The sequence below is a fragment of the Micromonospora sp. NPDC049523 genome (assembly GCF_040676775.1).
GTDB lineage: Bacteria > Actinomycetota > Actinomycetes > Mycobacteriales > Micromonosporaceae > Micromonospora_G.
Genome location: NZ_JBFAPP010000014.1, coordinates 88,110 through 104,357, shown reverse-complemented (window position 1 = coordinate 104,357; position 16,248 = coordinate 88,110). Strand labels below are relative to the sequence as shown.

Here is a 16,248-nt window from a genome sequence, read left to right as displayed (position 1 = left end):
GCTCCCGCTAGGGTTCTGGGGTGCTCGTACTCGTGCTGGATTCATCGACCCCGGCGGTGACCGCGGCGCTCGCGGAGGTGACGGCCGACGGGGTCGTACTGCGCGCCGAACGCCGCGCGGTGGACGCGCGTGCGCATGGTGAGCTGCTCGCCCCGGCGATCGAAGCGGTGCTGGCCGAGGCCGGTGCCCGTCCGGCCGACCTGACCGCGCTGGTGGCCGGCCTCGGGCCCGGGCCGTTCACCGGCCTGCGGGTCGGTCTGGTCACCGCGGCCACCATGGGGCAGGTGCTGTCGATCCCGACCTACGGTGTCGGTTCCCTCGACGCGCTCGGCCGCGACGCGGGCGCCGGCCAGCGGGTGCTGGTCGCCAGCGACGCGCGGCGCCGGGAGATCTACTGGGCGGCGTTCGACGAGGCGGGCGAGCGGGTGGCCGGACCGGCCGTCGACGCTCCCGCCGTGGTCGCGGGGCGGGTGGCCGAGCTGGGCGTCAGCGTCGCGGTCGGCGAGGGCGCCCAGCGGTACGCCGACATCCTCGGTCTGCCGGTGCCGGCCGAACCGACCTACCCGTCCGCGTACGCCCTGGCGGAGCTTGCCGCCGAGCGGGTACGCGCAGGTGCGCCCGGAGAACGGCTGGTCCCGCTCTACCTGCGCCGGCCGGACGCGGTCGCGGCGACCGGCCACAAGTCGGTGCTGCCGTGAGGCTGACCCGGTTCCGCTGGTGGCACATCGAGGACGTGTTGGCGATCGAGGCCGACCTCTTCGGTGAGGAGCAGTGGTCGCCGGGCATGTTCTGGAACGAGCTGGCCAGCGGCCACTACTACGCGGTGGCGCTGGACGACGCCGGGGCGCTGGTCGGTTACGCCGGGCTGGCGGTGACGCCGGACGAAGCCTGGGTGCAGAACATCGCGGTCCGCCGGGACGTCCAGCGGGGCGGTATCGGCCGGACCCTGCTGGAGGCGCTGCTGGCCGAGGCGGCCCGGCGCGGCGTACGCAAGACGATGCTGGAGGTCGCGGTGGACAATCCCGGCGCCCAGAAGCTCTACGCGGCGTACGACTTCGAGCCGGTGGGGATCCGCCGGGGCTACTACCAACCGAGCAACACCGACGCGCTGGTGATGATGCGAGATGGCTGACGAACCGCTGATCCTGGGGATCGAGACCTCCTGCGACGAGACCGGGGTGGGCATCGTACGCGGGCACACGCTGCTCGCGGACGCGCTGGCGTCCAGTGTCGAGGAGCACGCCCGGTTCGGTGGGGTGGTGCCGGAGGTGGCCAGCCGGGCGCACCTGGAGGCGATGGTGCCGACGATGCAGCGGGCGTTGGACGACGCGGGCGTGACCCTGGCCGACATCGACGCGATCGCGGTCACCGCCGGTCCGGGCCTGGCCGGTGCCCTGCTGGTCGGGGTCGCCGCGGCCAAGGGCTACGCGGTCGCGGCCGACAAACCGGTGTACGGGGTGAACCACCTCGCCGCACACGTCGCCGTCGACACCCTGGAGCACGGCCCGCTGCCCGAGCCGGCGATCGCCCTGCTGGTTTCCGGCGGGCACTCGTCGTTGCTGCTGGTGGACGACCTGGCGACCGGGGTCACGCCGCTCGGCGCCACCATCGACGACGCGGCCGGTGAAGCGTTCGACAAGGTGGCCCGGCTGCTCGGCCTGCCGTTTCCGGGCGGGCCGCCGATCGACCGGGAGGCACGGGCCGGCGACGCCGCGGCGATCGGCTTCCCGCGCGGGCTGACCGCCCCGAAGGATCTCGCCGCGCATCGGTTCGACTTCTCCTTCTCCGGGCTGAAGACGGCGGTGGCCCGCTGGGTGGAGGCCAAGCAGCGGGCCGGTGAGCCGGTCCCGGTCGCCGACGTGGCCGCCTCGTTCCAGGAGGCGGTCTGTGACGTACTGACCGCGAAGGCGATCGACGCCTGCCGCAGCCGGGGCATCGAGACGCTGGTGATCGGTGGTGGGGTGGCGGCGAACTCGCGACTGCGGGTGCTGGCCGAGCAACGCGCCGCCAAGTACGGCATCACCGTGCGGGTCCCGCGCCCCAAACTCTGTACGGACAATGGCGCGATGGTGGCGGCGCTCGGTTCGCACCTGGTCGCCGCCGGGGTCGCGCCGAGCCGGCTGGACCTGCCCGCCGATTCGGCAATGCCCCTGACCGTGGTGAGCGTGTAGTGCGAGGGAAGAGGGAACGGAGATGGCGGACGTGATCGTGCGGATGTGGGAGGCACGCGCGGAGCCGGCCGGATTCGCCGACCTGATCGTGTGGGTCACCGAGACCGCGCTGCCGGAGTTCGACCATCACCCGTTGCACATGTCCAGTGAGGTCTTCTCCTCCACCGACAACCGCCTGGTGGTCATCTCGAAGTGGCGGGGCAGCCCGCTCGACCTCCCCGAGCCGCCCGCTCGGCTGATGGCCCGCCCGCCGCATGTGTGGGATTTCGCTCAGGTCGACCGCTGAGCCCTGCCCCCGCCACAACCCGCTCCGCGTACGCGTTTTGCCTGGTCAGGTACGCTGTACCTGGCTGCCACCGGGCGTACTGGGTGGCCCGTACGGGGTGCTCGAACCGGCGCCGGGCGGGTGGAATCTTGACGCGAGGGGCGGCTGATGGGCAACAATAGATGCAAGGAGGGGAGTATTCCCCGACGGTGGTGTCGTCAGCACGGTGGACATCCGGCCCAGCCGGGGAGAAACCCGGCGCCATCGGTCACCCCAAGGGGCTAAGCTCCCGCGGCTCGGTGGCGGAAAAGACCTCCGACAGTCACCAGATGCCACATCGCCCTCCAGTCTGGCCCGCTCAGGGTCCAGGTCGGTCGGCGATGTCCCGTGCCTGCCGGAGGTTTCGATGGACGTTTCCGCGCTCACCTGGATCATCACGCTGGTCGTGTTGGTCGGTGTGCTTCTTCTCGACCTGTTGATCATCGGTCGACGGCCACACGAGCCGAGCATCAAGGAGTCGAGCCTCTGGGTCGGCTTCTACGTCGTACTCGCGGTGCTGTTCGGGCTGGGGGTGTGGGCCACCTCCGGCGGCAGGTTCGCCGGTGAGTTCTACATCGGCTGGCTGACCGAGTACAGCCTCTCGATCGACAACCTCTTCGTGTTCGTCGTGATCATGGGACGGTTCGCCGTACCGCGGCAGTACCAGCAGACCGTACTGCTGATCGGGATCGTGCTCGCGCTGGTGATGCGCGGTGGTTTCATCGCCGCCGGTTCCGCGCTGGTGTCGCAGTTCTCCTGGGTCTTCTACATCTTCGGCGCCTTCCTCGTGTACACCGCGATCAGCTTCCTCCGGCAGGGCGAGATGGACGCGGCGGACGTGAAGGAGAACGCGCTGGTCCGCTGGAGCCAGCAGCACCTACCACTGTCGAACTCCTTCAACGGCACCAAGCTCACGGTGATGAGCGAGACCGGCAAGCGTCTGTTCACCCCGATGCTGCTGGTCCTGATCGCGATCGGCACCACCGACCTGATCTTCGCGCTGGACTCCATCCCGGCGATCTTCGGTGTGACCAAGGAGCCGTACCTGGTCTTCACCGCCAACGTGTTCGCACTGATGGGATTGCGCCAGCTCTACTTCCTGCTCGGCGGCCTGCTCGACCGGCTGGTCTACCTCAACGTCGGCCTGGCGGTGGTGCTCGGCTTCATCGGGGTCAAGCTGGTGCTGGAAGCGCTCGCCGACAACAGCCTGCCGTTCATCAACGGTGGCGACCACGTCGGCTGGGCACCGCACATCCCGATCTGGCTCTCCCTCACCGTCATCCTCGGCTCACTGATCATCGCCACCATCGCCAGCCTGCTCAAGGCATCCAAGGACCGAAAGCGGGAGTTGGCCGACGTCGGCACGCCGTGACGGCGGGGCCGGGGCTGACCGCCCCGGTCGGATAGCAACGGATCTGTCGGGCCCGTCCGGGTGTCACCACCGGGACGGGCCCGACGGCCGTCTATGGACCGCCGGCCGCTGACCGTACCGGCTCGGACGGGTCGGTGGTGCCTCGACAACGCGGGCGGCTGCGGCGAGGATGAATTTCCGGCCGCGGAACCGCGATCGGGAAACGGGGAGCGAGAAATGACAACAAGCGCCGCGATCAATCCGTTCGAGTCCGCCAAGGCCGATCTGCACGAGGTGCTGGCCACGCTGCGCCGGGACAGCCCGGTGGTCGAGTTGGCCCTGCCCACCGGTGCCACCGCCTGGCTGGTGACCAGGTACGCCGACGCCCAGCGGGCGCTCAGCGACCCCAAGCTCGGCAAGACCACCTCCGCGGGTGGCTTCTCCTACCGGGAGATGGTGCCGCCGGACGTGGCGCGGGCGGTGGGCCGGCACATGCTCGCCATCAACCCGCCCGACCACACCCGGATCCGGCGACTGGTTTCCGGCGCTTTCACCGCCCGGCGGATGGCCGCCCTGCGGCCCCGGATCGAGGAACTGGCCGAGCGGCTGCTGGACCAGATGTCCGGCACCGACCGGCTGGACCTGATCGACAGCTTCGCCTTCCCGTTGCCGATCCAGGTGCTCTGCGAACTGCTCGGCGTACCGGCGGAGGACCAGGACGCCTTCCGCCGGTGGAGTGACGCCATCGTGACCGGGCCGGTGAATCCGGCCGGGCTGCCGCCGGCACTGGTCGCGATCGTCGGGTACATCCGGGAGTTGCTGGTGGCCAAGCGCCAGCATCCCGCCGACGACCTGCTCTCCGCGCTGATCGCGGTACGGGACGACAACAACGACCGGCTCTACGACGACGAGCTGATCTCGATGGTCTACCTCTTCCTGATCGCCGGGCACGAGACCACGGTGAACCTGATCGGCAACGGAAGTGTGCTGCTGCTGTCCGACCCGGACCGCTGGGCCCGGATCGTGGCCGAGCCCGAGCTGATCCCGAACGCGGTCGAGGAACTGCTGCGGTACGAGGGTCCGGTGCAGAGCGCCACCTTCCGTACCGCCCTCCAGCCGACCGAGATCGGTGGGGTGGCCATCCCGGAGGGCGCGTTCGTGCTGGTCTCGCTCCTGTCCGCGAACCGGGACAGCGAGCGCTTCCCCGAGCCGGACCAGCTCGACCTGGACCGCCCCGCGACCCCGAACCTGGCCTTCGGGCACGGCATCCACTACTGCCTCGGCGCGCCCCTGGCCCGGCTGGAGGGGCAGATCGCATTCCATGCCCTGTCCCGCCGGTTCCCCGGGATGCGACTGGCAGTGCCGGTCGAGGAGATCGGCTGGCGGCCCGGTCTGCTGCTGCGCGGGCTGAGCGCCCTACCGGTGACCCTCGGCTGAGCCGACCGCCCTAGCGGTGGCCCTCGGCTGAACCGTCCTCCGGGGCCAGGGGCGCGGCGTACCCGGATCGCGGGCCCGCGTCGTCGGCGGCCCGGGCGAGGATCTTGTCCGCCTCGACCCGGGCGTCCCGCAGGATCCGCTCGGCCTCCTGACGGGCCTTGGCAACCTGGTTCTCGGCCTGCTGCTCGGCCAGCCTCAGGATCTCCCCGACCCGGGGCCCGAGCCCGGTGAGCGTCGGCCGGGGCTCGCGTTCGCGCCGGGTGCCCGGGGGCTCGTCCGGGACGCCGAGCGCGGCTGGCCGCGTCCCGGGCCGGACGAGGAGCAGGGCCAGGCCCACGAGCAGTACCGCCCAGGCGTAGCCGTGGGCCGCGCCGTCGGTCATGGCGCCGACACCGATGCCGATGCCGACCCCGATCACCACCATCGCCAGGTACCTGGACATGACAGCCCCCCGTCCTCGTCCGTCGCCGATGTCCCCGGCGACACACCAACTACAGACAGGGTTGTCCACCGGAGCAAGCCGGTCGAGCCCCTGGTCGTACCCGTGCCGGCGCGCAGGTGTGATGTGCGTCGCTGCCGCGTACTCCGATACAACCGATCGCTACCCCGACCGACTTGACTCTGCGGTATCCACAGGAGGGATCACGGCGTGCAGGCGGAACTGGAGCAGGAGTACGTCGAATTCGTCACTGCCCGGCTCGCCCGGATGCAGCGGATCGCGTACCTGCTCTGTGGTGACGCCCACCGGGCCGACGACCTCGTCCAGCAGACCTTCACCACCCTCTACGTGCAGTGGCGCCGGGTGCGCGCGGTGGAGTACCCCGACGCGTACGTGCGGACCATGCTGGTCCGGGCGTTCCTCAGCGAGAAGCGGTTGGCCTGGTCTTCCCGGGTCGACCTGACCGATTCGGTGCCGGAGCGGATCACTCCGGAGGGGCCGGGGGTCGAGGACCGGGCGGTGCTGCGGGACGCGCTGAGCCGGGTGCCGAAGCGCCAGCGGGCCGTGCTCGTACTGCGGTTTCTCTGTGATCTGCCGGTGGACGAGGTGGCGGAGTTGCTCGGCTGCTCGCCCGGCACGGTCAAGAGCCAGACCTCGCACGGGTTGGCTGCCCTGCGGCGACTGCTCGGCGCGGAGACGCTGGCGGCCTGGGACCCGCGCGGTGTGAAAGGGGGTCGAGTAGTTGCGCCAGTATGACGACGAGTCGGCCCGGTCGCTGCTGGGAATGCTGGCCGACGACACGCCCCCGCCGTCCCGGGTCGATATCGGCGCGCTGGTACTAAACGGCCGACGGCGGGCCCGACGCCGACGGCTGGTCGCGGCCACGACAACCGCGCTCGTGACGCTCGGGGCGGTGGCCGCCGTACCGGTGGTGGTCGACCTGGCCAACCGCCCCGAGCAGCAGCGCTCGGTGGCGACGGGCGGGGCGGCCCAGCCGGAGGACATTCCGCTGGAGCCGGCTTCCTGCACAGCACGCGAGTTGCCGCTTCCGGACATGACGGTCCGCAGCGAGGTGCTCGGTGGTGATCCGACCGGCCGGTTCCTGGTCGGCACGGCTTCGGACAAGCGTGGGCAGTCCTTCGTGGTCCGGTGGGACCGGGGCCAGCTCACGACGCTCAAGGTGCCGGTCGAGCGGCCGACCCACCTGGTGGTCAACTCACGCGGCGATGTCGCCGGTGACGGCTACGTCGCCCCGGCGGAGAAGGGCAGATCCATTGCCTGGGCCTACCGGGACGACACCTTCGAGAACCTACCCACGGGCGGCGGGCTGCCCTTTGCCGTGGTGGGGATCAACGAGCGCGGCGACATCCTCGGCACGGTCCAGGGCGGCACTCTGGTCGGCCCCGGCGCGCCGGTCGCCAGCCCGATGGAGCCCGGCGCTCCGGCGGGTGCCGCTTCCGGCGACGTGATGAATCCGTACGCTGCCCCGGGCGACCTCCTGGCGGCCAAGCGGGGGCAGGTGCTGGGCAGGAACTACGACCTGCGGCAGGTGGTCTGGCCGGGGGAGAACCCGGACGCGGTGCGTGTACTGGCCGCGCCGCCGAACGCGGACCTCGTGACCGTCGCGGGGATCGACGACGACGGCACGGTGGTCGGCAGGAGCGTGTCGAAGGCGCTGGCACGGGTCGGCGCCAACGCCAAGGATCCGTTATTGAACGGTGCACGCGGTCTGGTCTGGGCGCCGGACGGTTCGGTCCGCGAACTTGCCACGCCGCCCGGGTACGGACCGGATGTCTCGATCGAGTCGATCCGGAACGGTTGGGTGATCGGTTCCTACCTGAACCCGACCGAGGGAGGGATGGTGGCGGGACGGTGGAACCTGCGTACCGGTGAGGTGCGGCCGTTGTCGCTGAAGTTCGTGACCTCGGTGAACCGGTACGGCTGGGTCGGTGGCTACGTCGTCGACGGATCCGGCAGGGTCGCGCCGGCGCTCGCCACCGACAGCCGGCTCCTGGTGATGCCGCTAGCGGACGGCTTCGACCGGAACACGGACGCACCGATCACCGTCGTGATCAGCGACAACGGCCAGCAGATAGGCAGCGTCCTGCACCACGTCGGCAGCGACTTGCCGGTCGCGTTCCGCTGGAGCTGTGTCTGACCCCGAGCCCGCCCTCGGTCCGAAATCACGCCTCGGTCTGAGTCTCTGCCCCGGGCTGGGTCTTTGCCTCGGTTGGAGTCCGGGAATTGACGGACCTATTGCAAAGAAGTCTTTGCAAGGCTAGCTTTGCAAACATGTCTGAGGATCGGATCAGGCTCGACCCGCGCTCGCTGCGCGGCATCGCCCATCCACTGCGGGTACGGATGCTCGGAGCATTACGCGAGCACGGTCCCGCCACCGCGACCGGGCTTGCCGAGCGTCTCGGCCAGTCGACCGGCGCCACCAGCTACCACCTGCGCCAACTCGCCACGTACGGGTTCGTGGTCGAGGACCCGGAGCGCGGGGTGGGGCGGGAACGCTGGTGGCGGGCGGCGCACCAGACGACCACGCTCGACTCCGAGACGATCACTCGTGCCCCGGCCGACGCGGAAACGTACGTGCGTGCGGTCGCGGCGGCCTACGCCGACCAGGTCGAGCGGTGGCTGGGTGAGGCCGTGGCGATCCCGCCGGAATGGATCGGCGTGAGCACGCTCAGCGACTGGCGGCTCCGGCTGACTCCCACGGAAGCGGCCGAACTGCACGCCGAAGTCTTCGCACTGGCCGAGCGCTACCGTCGCAACCACCCGGACGTTCCGACGCCGGACGACGCCGAGCCGGTGATCCTCCAGGTGCAGATCCTGCCGTTCACCCGGCGCCCCGACGACGATGGCTCGACCGGGGACGACGGTGCCGGTGGCAGTGGTTCGACCGGCGATAGCGATGGCGATGGTTCGACCGGGGACGGTGCCTGATGGGCCGGCGTACGCCGCTCACCGGGCTGCTGACCGCCGAGGCGATCTCACTGGTCGGCAGCCGGATGAGCATGGTGGCGCTGCCCTGGTTCACCCTGGTCTCCACCGGCAGCGCGGCGAAGACCGGCGTGGTGGCGTTCGCCGAGATGCTGCCGTACGTGCTGGCCTGTGCGTTGGGCGGGCCGCTCATCGACCGGCTCGGCGCCCGCCGTACGAGCATCGTCGCCGACCTGGGCAGTGCGGCGGCGGTTGTCGCCGTACCGCTGCTGTACCGCGCCGACCTGCTCGGTTTCGGTGTGCTCACCGCGCTGGTCGCGGTCGCCGGGCTGCTGCGCGGATTCGGCGACTCGGCCAAGCAGGTCATCTTCCCGGAGACGGTGGCCGCCGCCGGGGTGGAGCTGACCCGCGCCACCAGCCTGCATGACGGACTCGGCCGGCTCGCGACGCTGCTCGGCGCCCCGCTCGCCGGCCTGCTCATCGCCGCGCTGGACGCGCCGACGGTGCTGCTGCTGGACGCCGCGACCTTCGCCGTCGGCGCGCTGATCATCACGTTCGCGATACCGCGTGCCGGTTCGACGGCAGCGCGCGAGCAGGAGCGCGACGGCGAGGGGGAGCCGTATCTCCTGGCCTTGCGGACCGGGCTGCGGTTCATCCGGCAGAACCCGCTGATGCGCGGAATGCTGCTCATGGTCTTCGTGACCAATCTCGCGGACGCGGCGTACGGCACCGTGCTCGCCCCGGTCTGGGCCCGCGAGGTGATCGGCTCCCCGGTCGCCCTCGGCTTCCTCTCCGCCGCGTTCGCGGTCGGCGCGGTGCTGGGCAACGTGGTCTTCACCGTGGTGGCGCCGAGGATTCCCCGGTTCTGGGTGTTCGCGGTCGGATTCCTGATCGCGGGCGCACCGCGTTTCGTCGCGTTTGCCGTCACCGACCGGCTCTGGCCCATCTACGTCGTCTCGTTCGTGGCCGGGGTGTCGATCGCCGCGGTGAATCCGATCTTCGGTGCACTCGCCTACGAACGCATTCCCGAACGGCTCCGGGCCCGGGTGCTCGGGCTGTCGCGCGCCGTTTCGTTCGCCGGGATTCCGCTCGGTGGCCTGCTGGGCGGTGCGGCGGTCACCGGGCTGGCGCTGCCGGCGGCCTGCCTGCTCTTCGGGTTCGCGTACCTGATGGTGACGTTGCTTCCGTTCTTCAGCCCGGTCTGGCGGACCATGGACGAGCGGCCGGCGCCGGAGCGCTCAGCGGTCCCGCCCCAACCCGCCAACCGGGTCCCGTCCGACGCCTGATCGCGTCTGCTCTCGCCGGTCCGTGATCGTGGTCAACGTCCGCGCCTGTTTCGCGCCTGCGCCTGCGCCGGGAAATCGCGGCAGTAATGCGGAAAGGACGTACATCAAAGATGATGTGCGCACAGCATCTTCGATGTAAGAGAAAACACGTTAGTAGGAATTTGGCGAGCGAGTCAGATTGATCGCAGGCGACGACCGGGAAACGGGCCGGAGATCCAACCGAGGAACCGGGCGTCAAGTTGGTCATCTACCTAGAAAACGTAGCCCGTGGTCAGGTCGTGGACGACCCTGATCTCACCCGTCTCATCAAGCGCAAGTGGGATAGCTTGCTCGGAGCGGCTCTCTCCGAGCAAGCCTCGTTGGAACTCATCACGAAGCTGAGGGTGACCCCAGGACCAACACTCCACATTGGCGGAAGTCGACCCGGTCTGCCGACGGCGCCGGTAACTGTGTCGAGGTCGCGGACAGCCTCCCCGGTCGGGTCTTCGTCCGGGACACCAAGGACCGCGACGGCGGCACCCTGACCTTCGCTCCCGACGCCTGGCGGGCCTTCGTCACCGAGCTGACAACCCGCCGGCCGTAACCGATCCGGCATCGAACGAACAGCGCCCGTCCCGGCTTCCGGGAGCGGGCGCTGTTGCTGTTCGAGAAGAACGCTCAACCAACCGAGGGTTTCCGGCCGATCAGGACGTACGCCCGGCGTTCCCAGCCCAGCGACGAGTAGAGCCGCTGCCCGTCGACGCTGGCGACTAGGAGGCCGGTGGTGGCGCCCTGGGTCATGGCAGCCTCGGTGAGCGATCCCATCATCGCGCTGCCGAGTCCCCGGCGACGGTGCTCGGCCGAGGTCTCGATCCGGTCGGCGACCGCGTCGGTGCCGGTGAAGGCCGCCCACCCTCGGGCGGCCATCTCGGCACCGGATCCGTCGGTGATGGTGACCGCGATGACCGCGCCGTCGACCCGGACCTCCCGCCGGTACGGCGGGGCGGGTGCGGGACGGGGATGCCGGGTGAGGTCGACCGACATCAGCCATTCCGGCTCGGCCGGCACCTCCAGCCCGGCCGCCCGCAGGATCTCGGTGGCCCGCTCGGGCTCGTTGGTCGGGACGGTGAGCCAGTTGACCTCGGTCGCCTCGGCGACCCGCTCAGCCAGCCGAGCAAGCGGTCCGGGCGCCTCGTCCGCGCGCAGGGCGACGAACTCCAGGTGGCGGTGGGGCAGGCCGAAGCGCACCTGGAGGAGGTCCTCGGTCAGTTCTGCGGCGGCCAGACCCCGCGCCAGCCGCCACCCTGCCTGCCAACGTCGGACCAGGTCCGGAAGCCGCTCCGCCGTGTCGTTCATGGCCGCCAGTAGACCAAGGCCGCGACCGGCGCCGCTGAACCGGGCATCGGCGAAGCGACGGCCGCCACCGTACGCTGGCCTCCGTCTCAGTTATGGGATATCTTCCCGAATATGGGAGAGGTTGATCAGGTCGAGGCGCAGCTCGACGCTGCGGACGCGCGGCTGGCGGCCCGGCTCGCCGGGTTGCGCGGCGAGCACGGATGGTCGTTGGACGAGCTGGCCAAAAGGTCAGGGGTGAGCCGGTCGACGCTGTCCCGGATCGAGCGCGGCGAGATCAGCCCAACCGCGTCGCTGCTGGGCAAGCTCTGCACGGTCTACCGGCGTACGCTGTCGCGGCTGCTCAGCGAGGTGGAGTCGGAACCGGCGCGGCTGGTGCGTGCGGCCGACCAACCGGTCTGGACCGATGCGACCACCGGCTTCCGGCGCCGCTCGGTGTCACCCCCGCACGCCGGCCTGCGGGCCGAGGTGATCGAGGGGACGCTGCCGGCCGGCGCCACCATCGACTACGACGATCCGCCGGTACCCGGTCTGGAACAGCACCTCTGGCTACTGGAGGGCAGCTTGCGACTCACCGTGCAGGGTGAGACGCACGACCTCGAACCAGGGGACAGCCTGCGGTTCCGGCTCTGGGGCACGTCCCGGTTCGACTGCCCCGGCCCGACGCCCGCGCGCTACGTACTCACCCTGGTGTTGCCGTGAGCGGGGCGACGCCGGTCGAGCGGATCGACGCGAGCGGGCTGGACGGCGACACCCTCGACCGACTCGGTGAGATCCTGCACGCCTGCGTCGAGGCCGGTGCGAGCGTCGGTTTCGTGCCCCCGTTCAGCCCGGCCGACGCACGTCGCTACTGGGAGGACGTACGCGGCTCGCTGGTGCCCGGTGTCCGGGTGCTGCTGGTGGCCAGGCAGGACGGGCGGATCGCCGGGACCGCGCAGGTCATGCTCGCGATGCCGGCCAACGGCCGCCACCGCGCCGAGGTCGGCAAGGTGCTGGTGCATCCGGCCGCGCGCCGGTCCGGGCTCGGACGGGCGCTGATGGCCGCGGTCGAGGAGGTGGCCCGGGAGTACGGTCGCAGCCTGCTCGTGCTCGACACGGTGACCGATTCGGCCGGTGAGCTGCTCTACCGGACCATCGGCTACCAGGCCGCCGGTGCCATCCCCGGATACGCGCTGTCGACGCGGGGCGTGCTGGAGGCCACCAGGGTGATGTTCAAGGTGCTGCCGCCGATCAGCGGGTGATCTCCATGAAGACGTCCAGCAGGATCAGCGTCACCACCGCGACGGCGAGGATGAGCAGCAGATCACGCCGGCTGCCCCTGCGGGCGGGCGTCGGTGCCGGCGTCGCGGGCAGGTCGCGGGTTATCTCGGCCAGGTCGGCCAGCGTACGGGCGGAGTAGACGACCCGGAGGCGTTCGGTGAACTCGTCCAGCGTCAATCGGCCCGCGGCGGTGTGCTGTTGCAGGTTGTCGACCACTCGCTGCCGGTCGTCGTCGGAAGCCCGCATCTGCACGTCCACGAAGGACAGCGTACGCACCGAAGTCAGGCGGTGGCATCCAGCGGATCGGCGAGCAACTGCTCGAAGGCCAGTTCGGCGGCACCGATCAGCACCGCCTCCTCGCTCAACTGCGGGGTCCGCAGCCGTACGTGGTCGCGCGGTACGGGCAGCGCCATCGCGTTGAGCCGGCTGCGTACCTGGGTGGCGGCGGCGAGGTAGATGTCCCGCAGCGGCCCGCCGAAGATCACCACGTCCGGGTTGAAGATGTTGATCAGGTTCGCCACACCGAAACCGAGCCAGTCGCCGACCTGCCGTACCGCGGTCTTCGCGCTCGCGTCCCCGTACGCCGCGGCCTCCACCACCGCGCGGGCGGCGTCGTGCCCGATCGCGCCGCCCCGGCCGGCGGCCTGGAGCAGCGCGTACTCGCCGATCTCGGTTTCCCAGCAGCCGCGTGAGCCGCAGCCGCACGGCTGGCCGCCCGGATGCACCACCATGTGACCGACCTCGCCGCCGAAGCCGCCGTGACCGGTCAACCGCCGGCCGCCGACGATGATGCCGGCGTCGACACCGACGTCCTGGTGCAGGTAGATCACGTTGTCCAGACCGGCCGCCGCGCCCCGGGTGTGCTCGGCCAGGGCGCTGACGTCGGCCGCCCGGTTCACCAGGATCGGCCGGTTCGAGTCCAGGTCCGCGGTGAGCACCGGGCCCAGCGACCCGTCGACCCAACCGGTCGGCGGATGTACGTGCACCGCACCGTCCCGGCCCCGCATCATGCCGCAGACCGCGACGCCGCCACCGACGTAGACGGAACCCTTCGGCACCGCCTGGAGCATCTCCTTGAGGAAGCCGGCCAGCACCGGCACCACCTCTTCGGCGGGCACGTCCGGTGGTCGGGCCACCTCCCGGCGGTCGAGCACCACACCGCCGAGCCCGACCCGTGCCACCCGCAGCCGGTCCACCTCGATGCTGCACGCGTACGCGTAGACCCGTGCGGACTCGGGCCGGACGACCAGTGACGGTCGTCCGGCCCGGCCGGTTTCCCGTGGTGCCCGTTCGCTGACCAGGCCGGCGGCGGTCAGCTCGGCGGTCAGCGCGCCGATCGTGCTGCGGTTGAGCCCCAGCGCGGTGGTGAGTTCCGCCCGCGAGGTCGCGCCGTGCACGTGGACGTAGCGGAGCAGCGCGCCCAGGTTCTGGCGGCGGACTTCCTCCTGGCTAGGCCCGGCGCGCATCGGTCGTTCACATCACTTTCGAGAGACAGCGTCATCTGTGTCCGGTGGCGGCGGCACGTCTTCTGGAGAGTGCATCCACCCCGGCCGCGGCCAACAGCACCAGGCCGGTGACCACGAACTTGACGCCGGAGCTGTAGCCCAGCAGGCCCATCCCGTTGTCGATCACCGCGACCACCGCGCCACCGAGGACCGCGTCGAACACCCGGCCCTTGCCGCCGAAGAGGCTGGTGCCGCCGATCACCGCCGCGCCGACCGCGTAGAGCAGCACGTTACTGCCACCCGTGTTCGGGTCCACCGACCGGCCACGACTGGCCGCCACGATGCCGCCGATCGCGGCCAGCAGCGAGCAGATCACGAAGACCGAGATGCGGATCCGGTCCACGTTGATACCGGCCCGACGGGCGGCCTCGGCGTTGCCGCCGACCGCGTAGACGTGCCGGCCGTAGACCGTGCGCTGCAGCACGAAGGTCAGCACGACCAGCAGGATCGCGATCAGCGGTACGACGATCGGCATGCCCTTGTTGGACGTGATCAGGGTGTTGATGCTGCGTTCCTGGTTCAGGATGTACGTCGCGATGCCGACGAGCAGGGCGACCGCGGCGATCCGGGCCAGCACCACCAGGAACGGGTCGACGATCAGGCCGCGTGCCTGCCGGGTGCGGTAGCGGACGAGCTGCACGGCGGCGTAACCGAGCACCGCGACCAGGGCGAGCAACCAGCCGATCACCGGCTTCACGTTGCTGTTCTCGATCGAGACGATGACCTTGTCCTGCACCGAGATGTTGGTGCCGCCCTTGATGAGCAGCAGCACCACGCCCTGGAAGGCGAGGAACGCGGCGAGGGTGACCACGAAGGACGGGATGCCGACCTTCGCCACCAGCACGCCCAGCACCAGACCGATCACCACACCGGTGACCAGGGCGGCGATCAGCGCGCCGTACCAGGGCCAGCCGTGCAGGGTGAGCAGCACCGCGAGTACGGAGGCACAGACGCCGCTGGCGAAACCGGCGGAGAGGTCGATCTCGCCGAGCAGCAGGACGAAGACCAGCCCCATCGCGATCAGGATGACCGCGGCGCCCTGCGTGAACAGGTTGGCGAAGTTGATGGCGGAGAAGAACTCCGGGCGGGCGATCGAGAAGCCGATGCAGAGCACCACCAGCCCGAGTACGGCCGGCAGCGCGCCGATGTCGCCGCCACGTACCCGGCCGATGTAGTCGCGCACATGGTCGTTGACCGTCCGCGTCGGTAGGGGCACCGGCTCCTCGCGTACCGCGGTAGGGGTGGAGGTGCTCATTGCTCGGCTCCAGGGGTGATGAGTTCCGTGTGACCGGCGCCGCTGCTGTCGCCGTTCTCGGACCGCAGGCCGAGATCACCGCTGCGTCCTGCGGTGATCAGCTCGACGATCTGCGAGTGGGTGATGTCGGTGGTCTTGACCTGGGCCACCGACCGCCCGAGGTAGAGCGCGGCGATCCGGTCCGAGACGGCGAAGACGTCGTTCATGTTGTGCGAGATGAGTACGACCGAGAGTCCGTTGTCGGCCAGCCGCCGGACCAGTTCCAGCACCTGAGCGGTCTGCGCGACGCCGAGCGCGGCGGTCGGCTCGTCGAGGATGACCAGCTTGCTGTTCCAGAGCACGGCCTTGGCGATCGCCACCGTCTGCCGCTGCCCGCCGGAGAGGCTGGCCACGAGCTGGCGCAGCGACTTCACCGTGCGGACGGACAGGCCGGCGAGGGTCTCCGCGGCGAGCCGTTCCATCGTCACCTCGTCCAGGACCAGCCCGCTGGTCTTCTCCCGGCCGAGGAACATGTTCTGCACGATGTCGAGGTTGTCGCAGAGCGCGAGGTCCTGGTAGACGACCTCGATGCCGAGCGCGGCGGCATCCCGCGGGTTGTTCACGGTCACCGGCTTGCCGTCGAAGATGAACTCGCCACCGTCGATGGCGTAGATGCCGCTGATGCACTTGACCAGCGTGGATTTGCCGGCGCCATTGTCGCCGACGAGCGCGGTCACCTCGCCGGGGTATGCGGCGAAGGCGACGTCGCGCAGGACCTGCACGGGACCGAAGTTCTTGTCGATCCCGCGCAGCTCCAGCAAGGGTGTCGCGGACACGGTGGGTCTCCTTTTCACAGGTGTCCGATCGCGGGGTGTTCCGGTCGCGGGGTGTCCGTTCGCGGGGCTCCGGTCGCGAAGGTCCGATCAGGCAGCCCGGTCGGGTCAACCCGGTGTGCCCGTCCACCGACCTACGGTCGGCGGACG

The 16,248-nt window shown here is 70.4% G+C and carries 18 protein-coding genes and 2 pseudogenes; 14 read left to right on the top strand and 6 right to left on the bottom strand.

The features are described 5' to 3' along the window. Nucleotides 1–20 precede the first annotated feature (20 nt). From tsaB to AB0J90_RS22435, 6 genes are all read left to right on the top strand, one after another. Entirely contained in the window at nt 21–698 is a 678-nt protein-coding gene (gene tsaB, locus AB0J90_RS22460; protein WP_363598761.1) for a tRNA (adenosine(37)-N6)-threonylcarbamoyltransferase complex dimerization subunit type 1 TsaB, read from the top strand. Beyond that, the gene (gene rimI / locus AB0J90_RS22455; protein ID WP_363598759.1) at nt 695–1,132 is read left to right on the top strand and encodes a ribosomal protein S18-alanine N-acetyltransferase; all 438 of its coding nucleotides are present in this window, start codon (nt 695–697) and stop codon (nt 1,130–1,132) included. The genes tsaB and rimI overlap by 4 nt, the downstream gene beginning before the upstream one ends. Beyond that, nucleotides 1,125–2,171 (top strand): tRNA (adenosine(37)-N6)-threonylcarbamoyltransferase complex transferase subunit TsaD, encoded by a 1,047-nt coding sequence (tsaD, locus tag AB0J90_RS22450; protein ID WP_363598757.1) that lies wholly within the window; start codon nt 1,125–1,127, stop codon nt 2,169–2,171. Before rimI ends, tsaD begins: the two co-directional genes overlap by 8 nt. Nucleotides 2,172–2,202: 31 nt before the next feature. Next, nucleotides 2,203–2,457 (top strand): hypothetical protein, encoded by a 255-nt coding sequence (locus tag AB0J90_RS22445; RefSeq protein WP_326563035.1) that lies wholly within the window; start codon nt 2,203–2,205, stop codon nt 2,455–2,457. A 385-nt stretch (nt 2,458–2,842) separates the two neighbouring features. Beyond that, the gene (locus tag AB0J90_RS22440) at nt 2,843–3,847 is read left to right on the top strand and encodes a TerC family protein (protein ID WP_363598755.1); all 1,005 of its coding nucleotides are present in this window, start codon (nt 2,843–2,845) and stop codon (nt 3,845–3,847) included. Between the two features lie 216 nt (nt 3,848–4,063). Then, nucleotides 4,064–5,263 (top strand): cytochrome P450, encoded by a 1,200-nt coding sequence (locus AB0J90_RS22435; RefSeq protein ID WP_363598753.1) that lies wholly within the window; start codon nt 4,064–4,066, stop codon nt 5,261–5,263. 10 nt (nt 5,264–5,273) lie between these two features. Here AB0J90_RS22435 and AB0J90_RS22430 read toward each other — a convergent pair whose 3' ends face one another. Further along, nucleotides 5,274–5,705, bottom strand: coding sequence for a hypothetical protein (locus tag AB0J90_RS22430; protein WP_363598751.1), 432 nt, complete (start codon nt 5,703–5,705; stop codon nt 5,274–5,276). 207 nt (nt 5,706–5,912) lie between these two features. On the opposite strand from AB0J90_RS22430, the gene AB0J90_RS22425 reads away from it, so the two are divergent. From AB0J90_RS22425 to AB0J90_RS22400, 6 genes and pseudogenes are all read left to right on the top strand, one after another. Next, nucleotides 5,913–6,458, top strand: a complete 546-nt coding sequence (locus tag AB0J90_RS22425; RefSeq protein ID WP_363598749.1) for a SigE family RNA polymerase sigma factor — start codon at nt 5,913–5,915, stop codon at nt 6,456–6,458. Then, complete coding sequence (locus AB0J90_RS22420) at nt 6,445–7,860, top strand: hypothetical protein (RefSeq protein ID WP_363598747.1); 1,416 nt, start codon at nt 6,445–6,447, stop codon at nt 7,858–7,860. The genes AB0J90_RS22425 and AB0J90_RS22420 overlap by 14 nt, the downstream gene beginning before the upstream one ends. Nucleotides 7,861–7,994: 134 nt before the next feature. Continuing rightward, nucleotides 7,995–8,651 (top strand): winged helix-turn-helix domain-containing protein, encoded by a 657-nt coding sequence (locus AB0J90_RS22415; protein WP_363598745.1) that lies wholly within the window; start codon nt 7,995–7,997, stop codon nt 8,649–8,651. Next, on the top strand, nt 8,651–9,934 hold the full coding sequence (locus AB0J90_RS22410; RefSeq protein ID WP_363598743.1) for an MFS transporter: 1,284 nt from the start codon (nt 8,651–8,653) through the stop codon (nt 9,932–9,934). Before AB0J90_RS22415 ends, AB0J90_RS22410 begins: the two co-directional genes overlap by 1 nt. Before the next feature lie 239 nt (nt 9,935–10,173). Next, nucleotides 10,174–10,296, top strand: a pseudogene (locus AB0J90_RS22405) (XRE family transcriptional regulator); the annotation flags it as partial. A gap of 47 nt (nt 10,297–10,343) precedes the next feature. After that, nucleotides 10,344–10,517 (top strand): annotated as a pseudogene (locus AB0J90_RS22400) (DUF397 domain-containing protein); the annotation flags it as partial. Nucleotides 10,518–10,591: 74 nt separating this feature from the next. Here the strand turns inward: AB0J90_RS22400 and AB0J90_RS22395 are convergent. Next, nucleotides 10,592–11,269 (bottom strand): GNAT family N-acetyltransferase, encoded by a 678-nt coding sequence (locus tag AB0J90_RS22395; RefSeq protein ID WP_363598741.1) that lies wholly within the window; start codon nt 11,267–11,269, stop codon nt 10,592–10,594. A gap of 111 nt (nt 11,270–11,380) precedes the next feature. Between AB0J90_RS22395 and AB0J90_RS22390 the strand changes: the two genes are divergently transcribed. Further along, entirely contained in the window at nt 11,381–11,968 is a 588-nt protein-coding gene (locus AB0J90_RS22390; protein ID WP_363598739.1) for an XRE family transcriptional regulator, read from the top strand. After that, the gene (locus AB0J90_RS22385; protein ID WP_363598737.1) at nt 11,965–12,507 is read left to right on the top strand and encodes a GNAT family N-acetyltransferase; all 543 of its coding nucleotides are present in this window, start codon (nt 11,965–11,967) and stop codon (nt 12,505–12,507) included. Before AB0J90_RS22390 ends, AB0J90_RS22385 begins: the two co-directional genes overlap by 4 nt. Here AB0J90_RS22385 and AB0J90_RS22380 read toward each other — a convergent pair. From AB0J90_RS22380 to AB0J90_RS22365, 4 genes are read right to left on the bottom strand one after another with little or no spacing between them, the layout of a single operon-like run. Continuing rightward, nucleotides 12,497–12,784, bottom strand: a complete 288-nt coding sequence (locus AB0J90_RS22380; protein ID WP_363598735.1) for a DUF1707 domain-containing protein — start codon at nt 12,782–12,784, stop codon at nt 12,497–12,499. The genes AB0J90_RS22385 and AB0J90_RS22380 overlap by 11 nt on opposite strands. Before the next feature lie 23 nt (nt 12,785–12,807). After that, nucleotides 12,808–13,992, bottom strand: coding sequence for an ROK family transcriptional regulator (locus AB0J90_RS22375; RefSeq protein ID WP_363598733.1), 1,185 nt, complete (start codon nt 13,990–13,992; stop codon nt 12,808–12,810). Between the two features lie 31 nt (nt 13,993–14,023). Next, nucleotides 14,024–15,286: an ABC transporter permease gene (locus tag AB0J90_RS22370; protein ID WP_363598731.1), complete on the bottom strand. Its 1,263-nt coding sequence runs from the start codon at nt 15,284–15,286 to the stop codon at nt 14,024–14,026. Continuing rightward, entirely contained in the window at nt 15,283–16,101 is an 819-nt protein-coding gene (locus AB0J90_RS22365) for an ATP-binding cassette domain-containing protein (protein WP_363598729.1), read from the bottom strand. Before AB0J90_RS22365 ends, AB0J90_RS22370 begins: the two co-directional genes overlap by 4 nt. Nucleotides 16,102–16,248 lie beyond the last annotated feature (147 nt).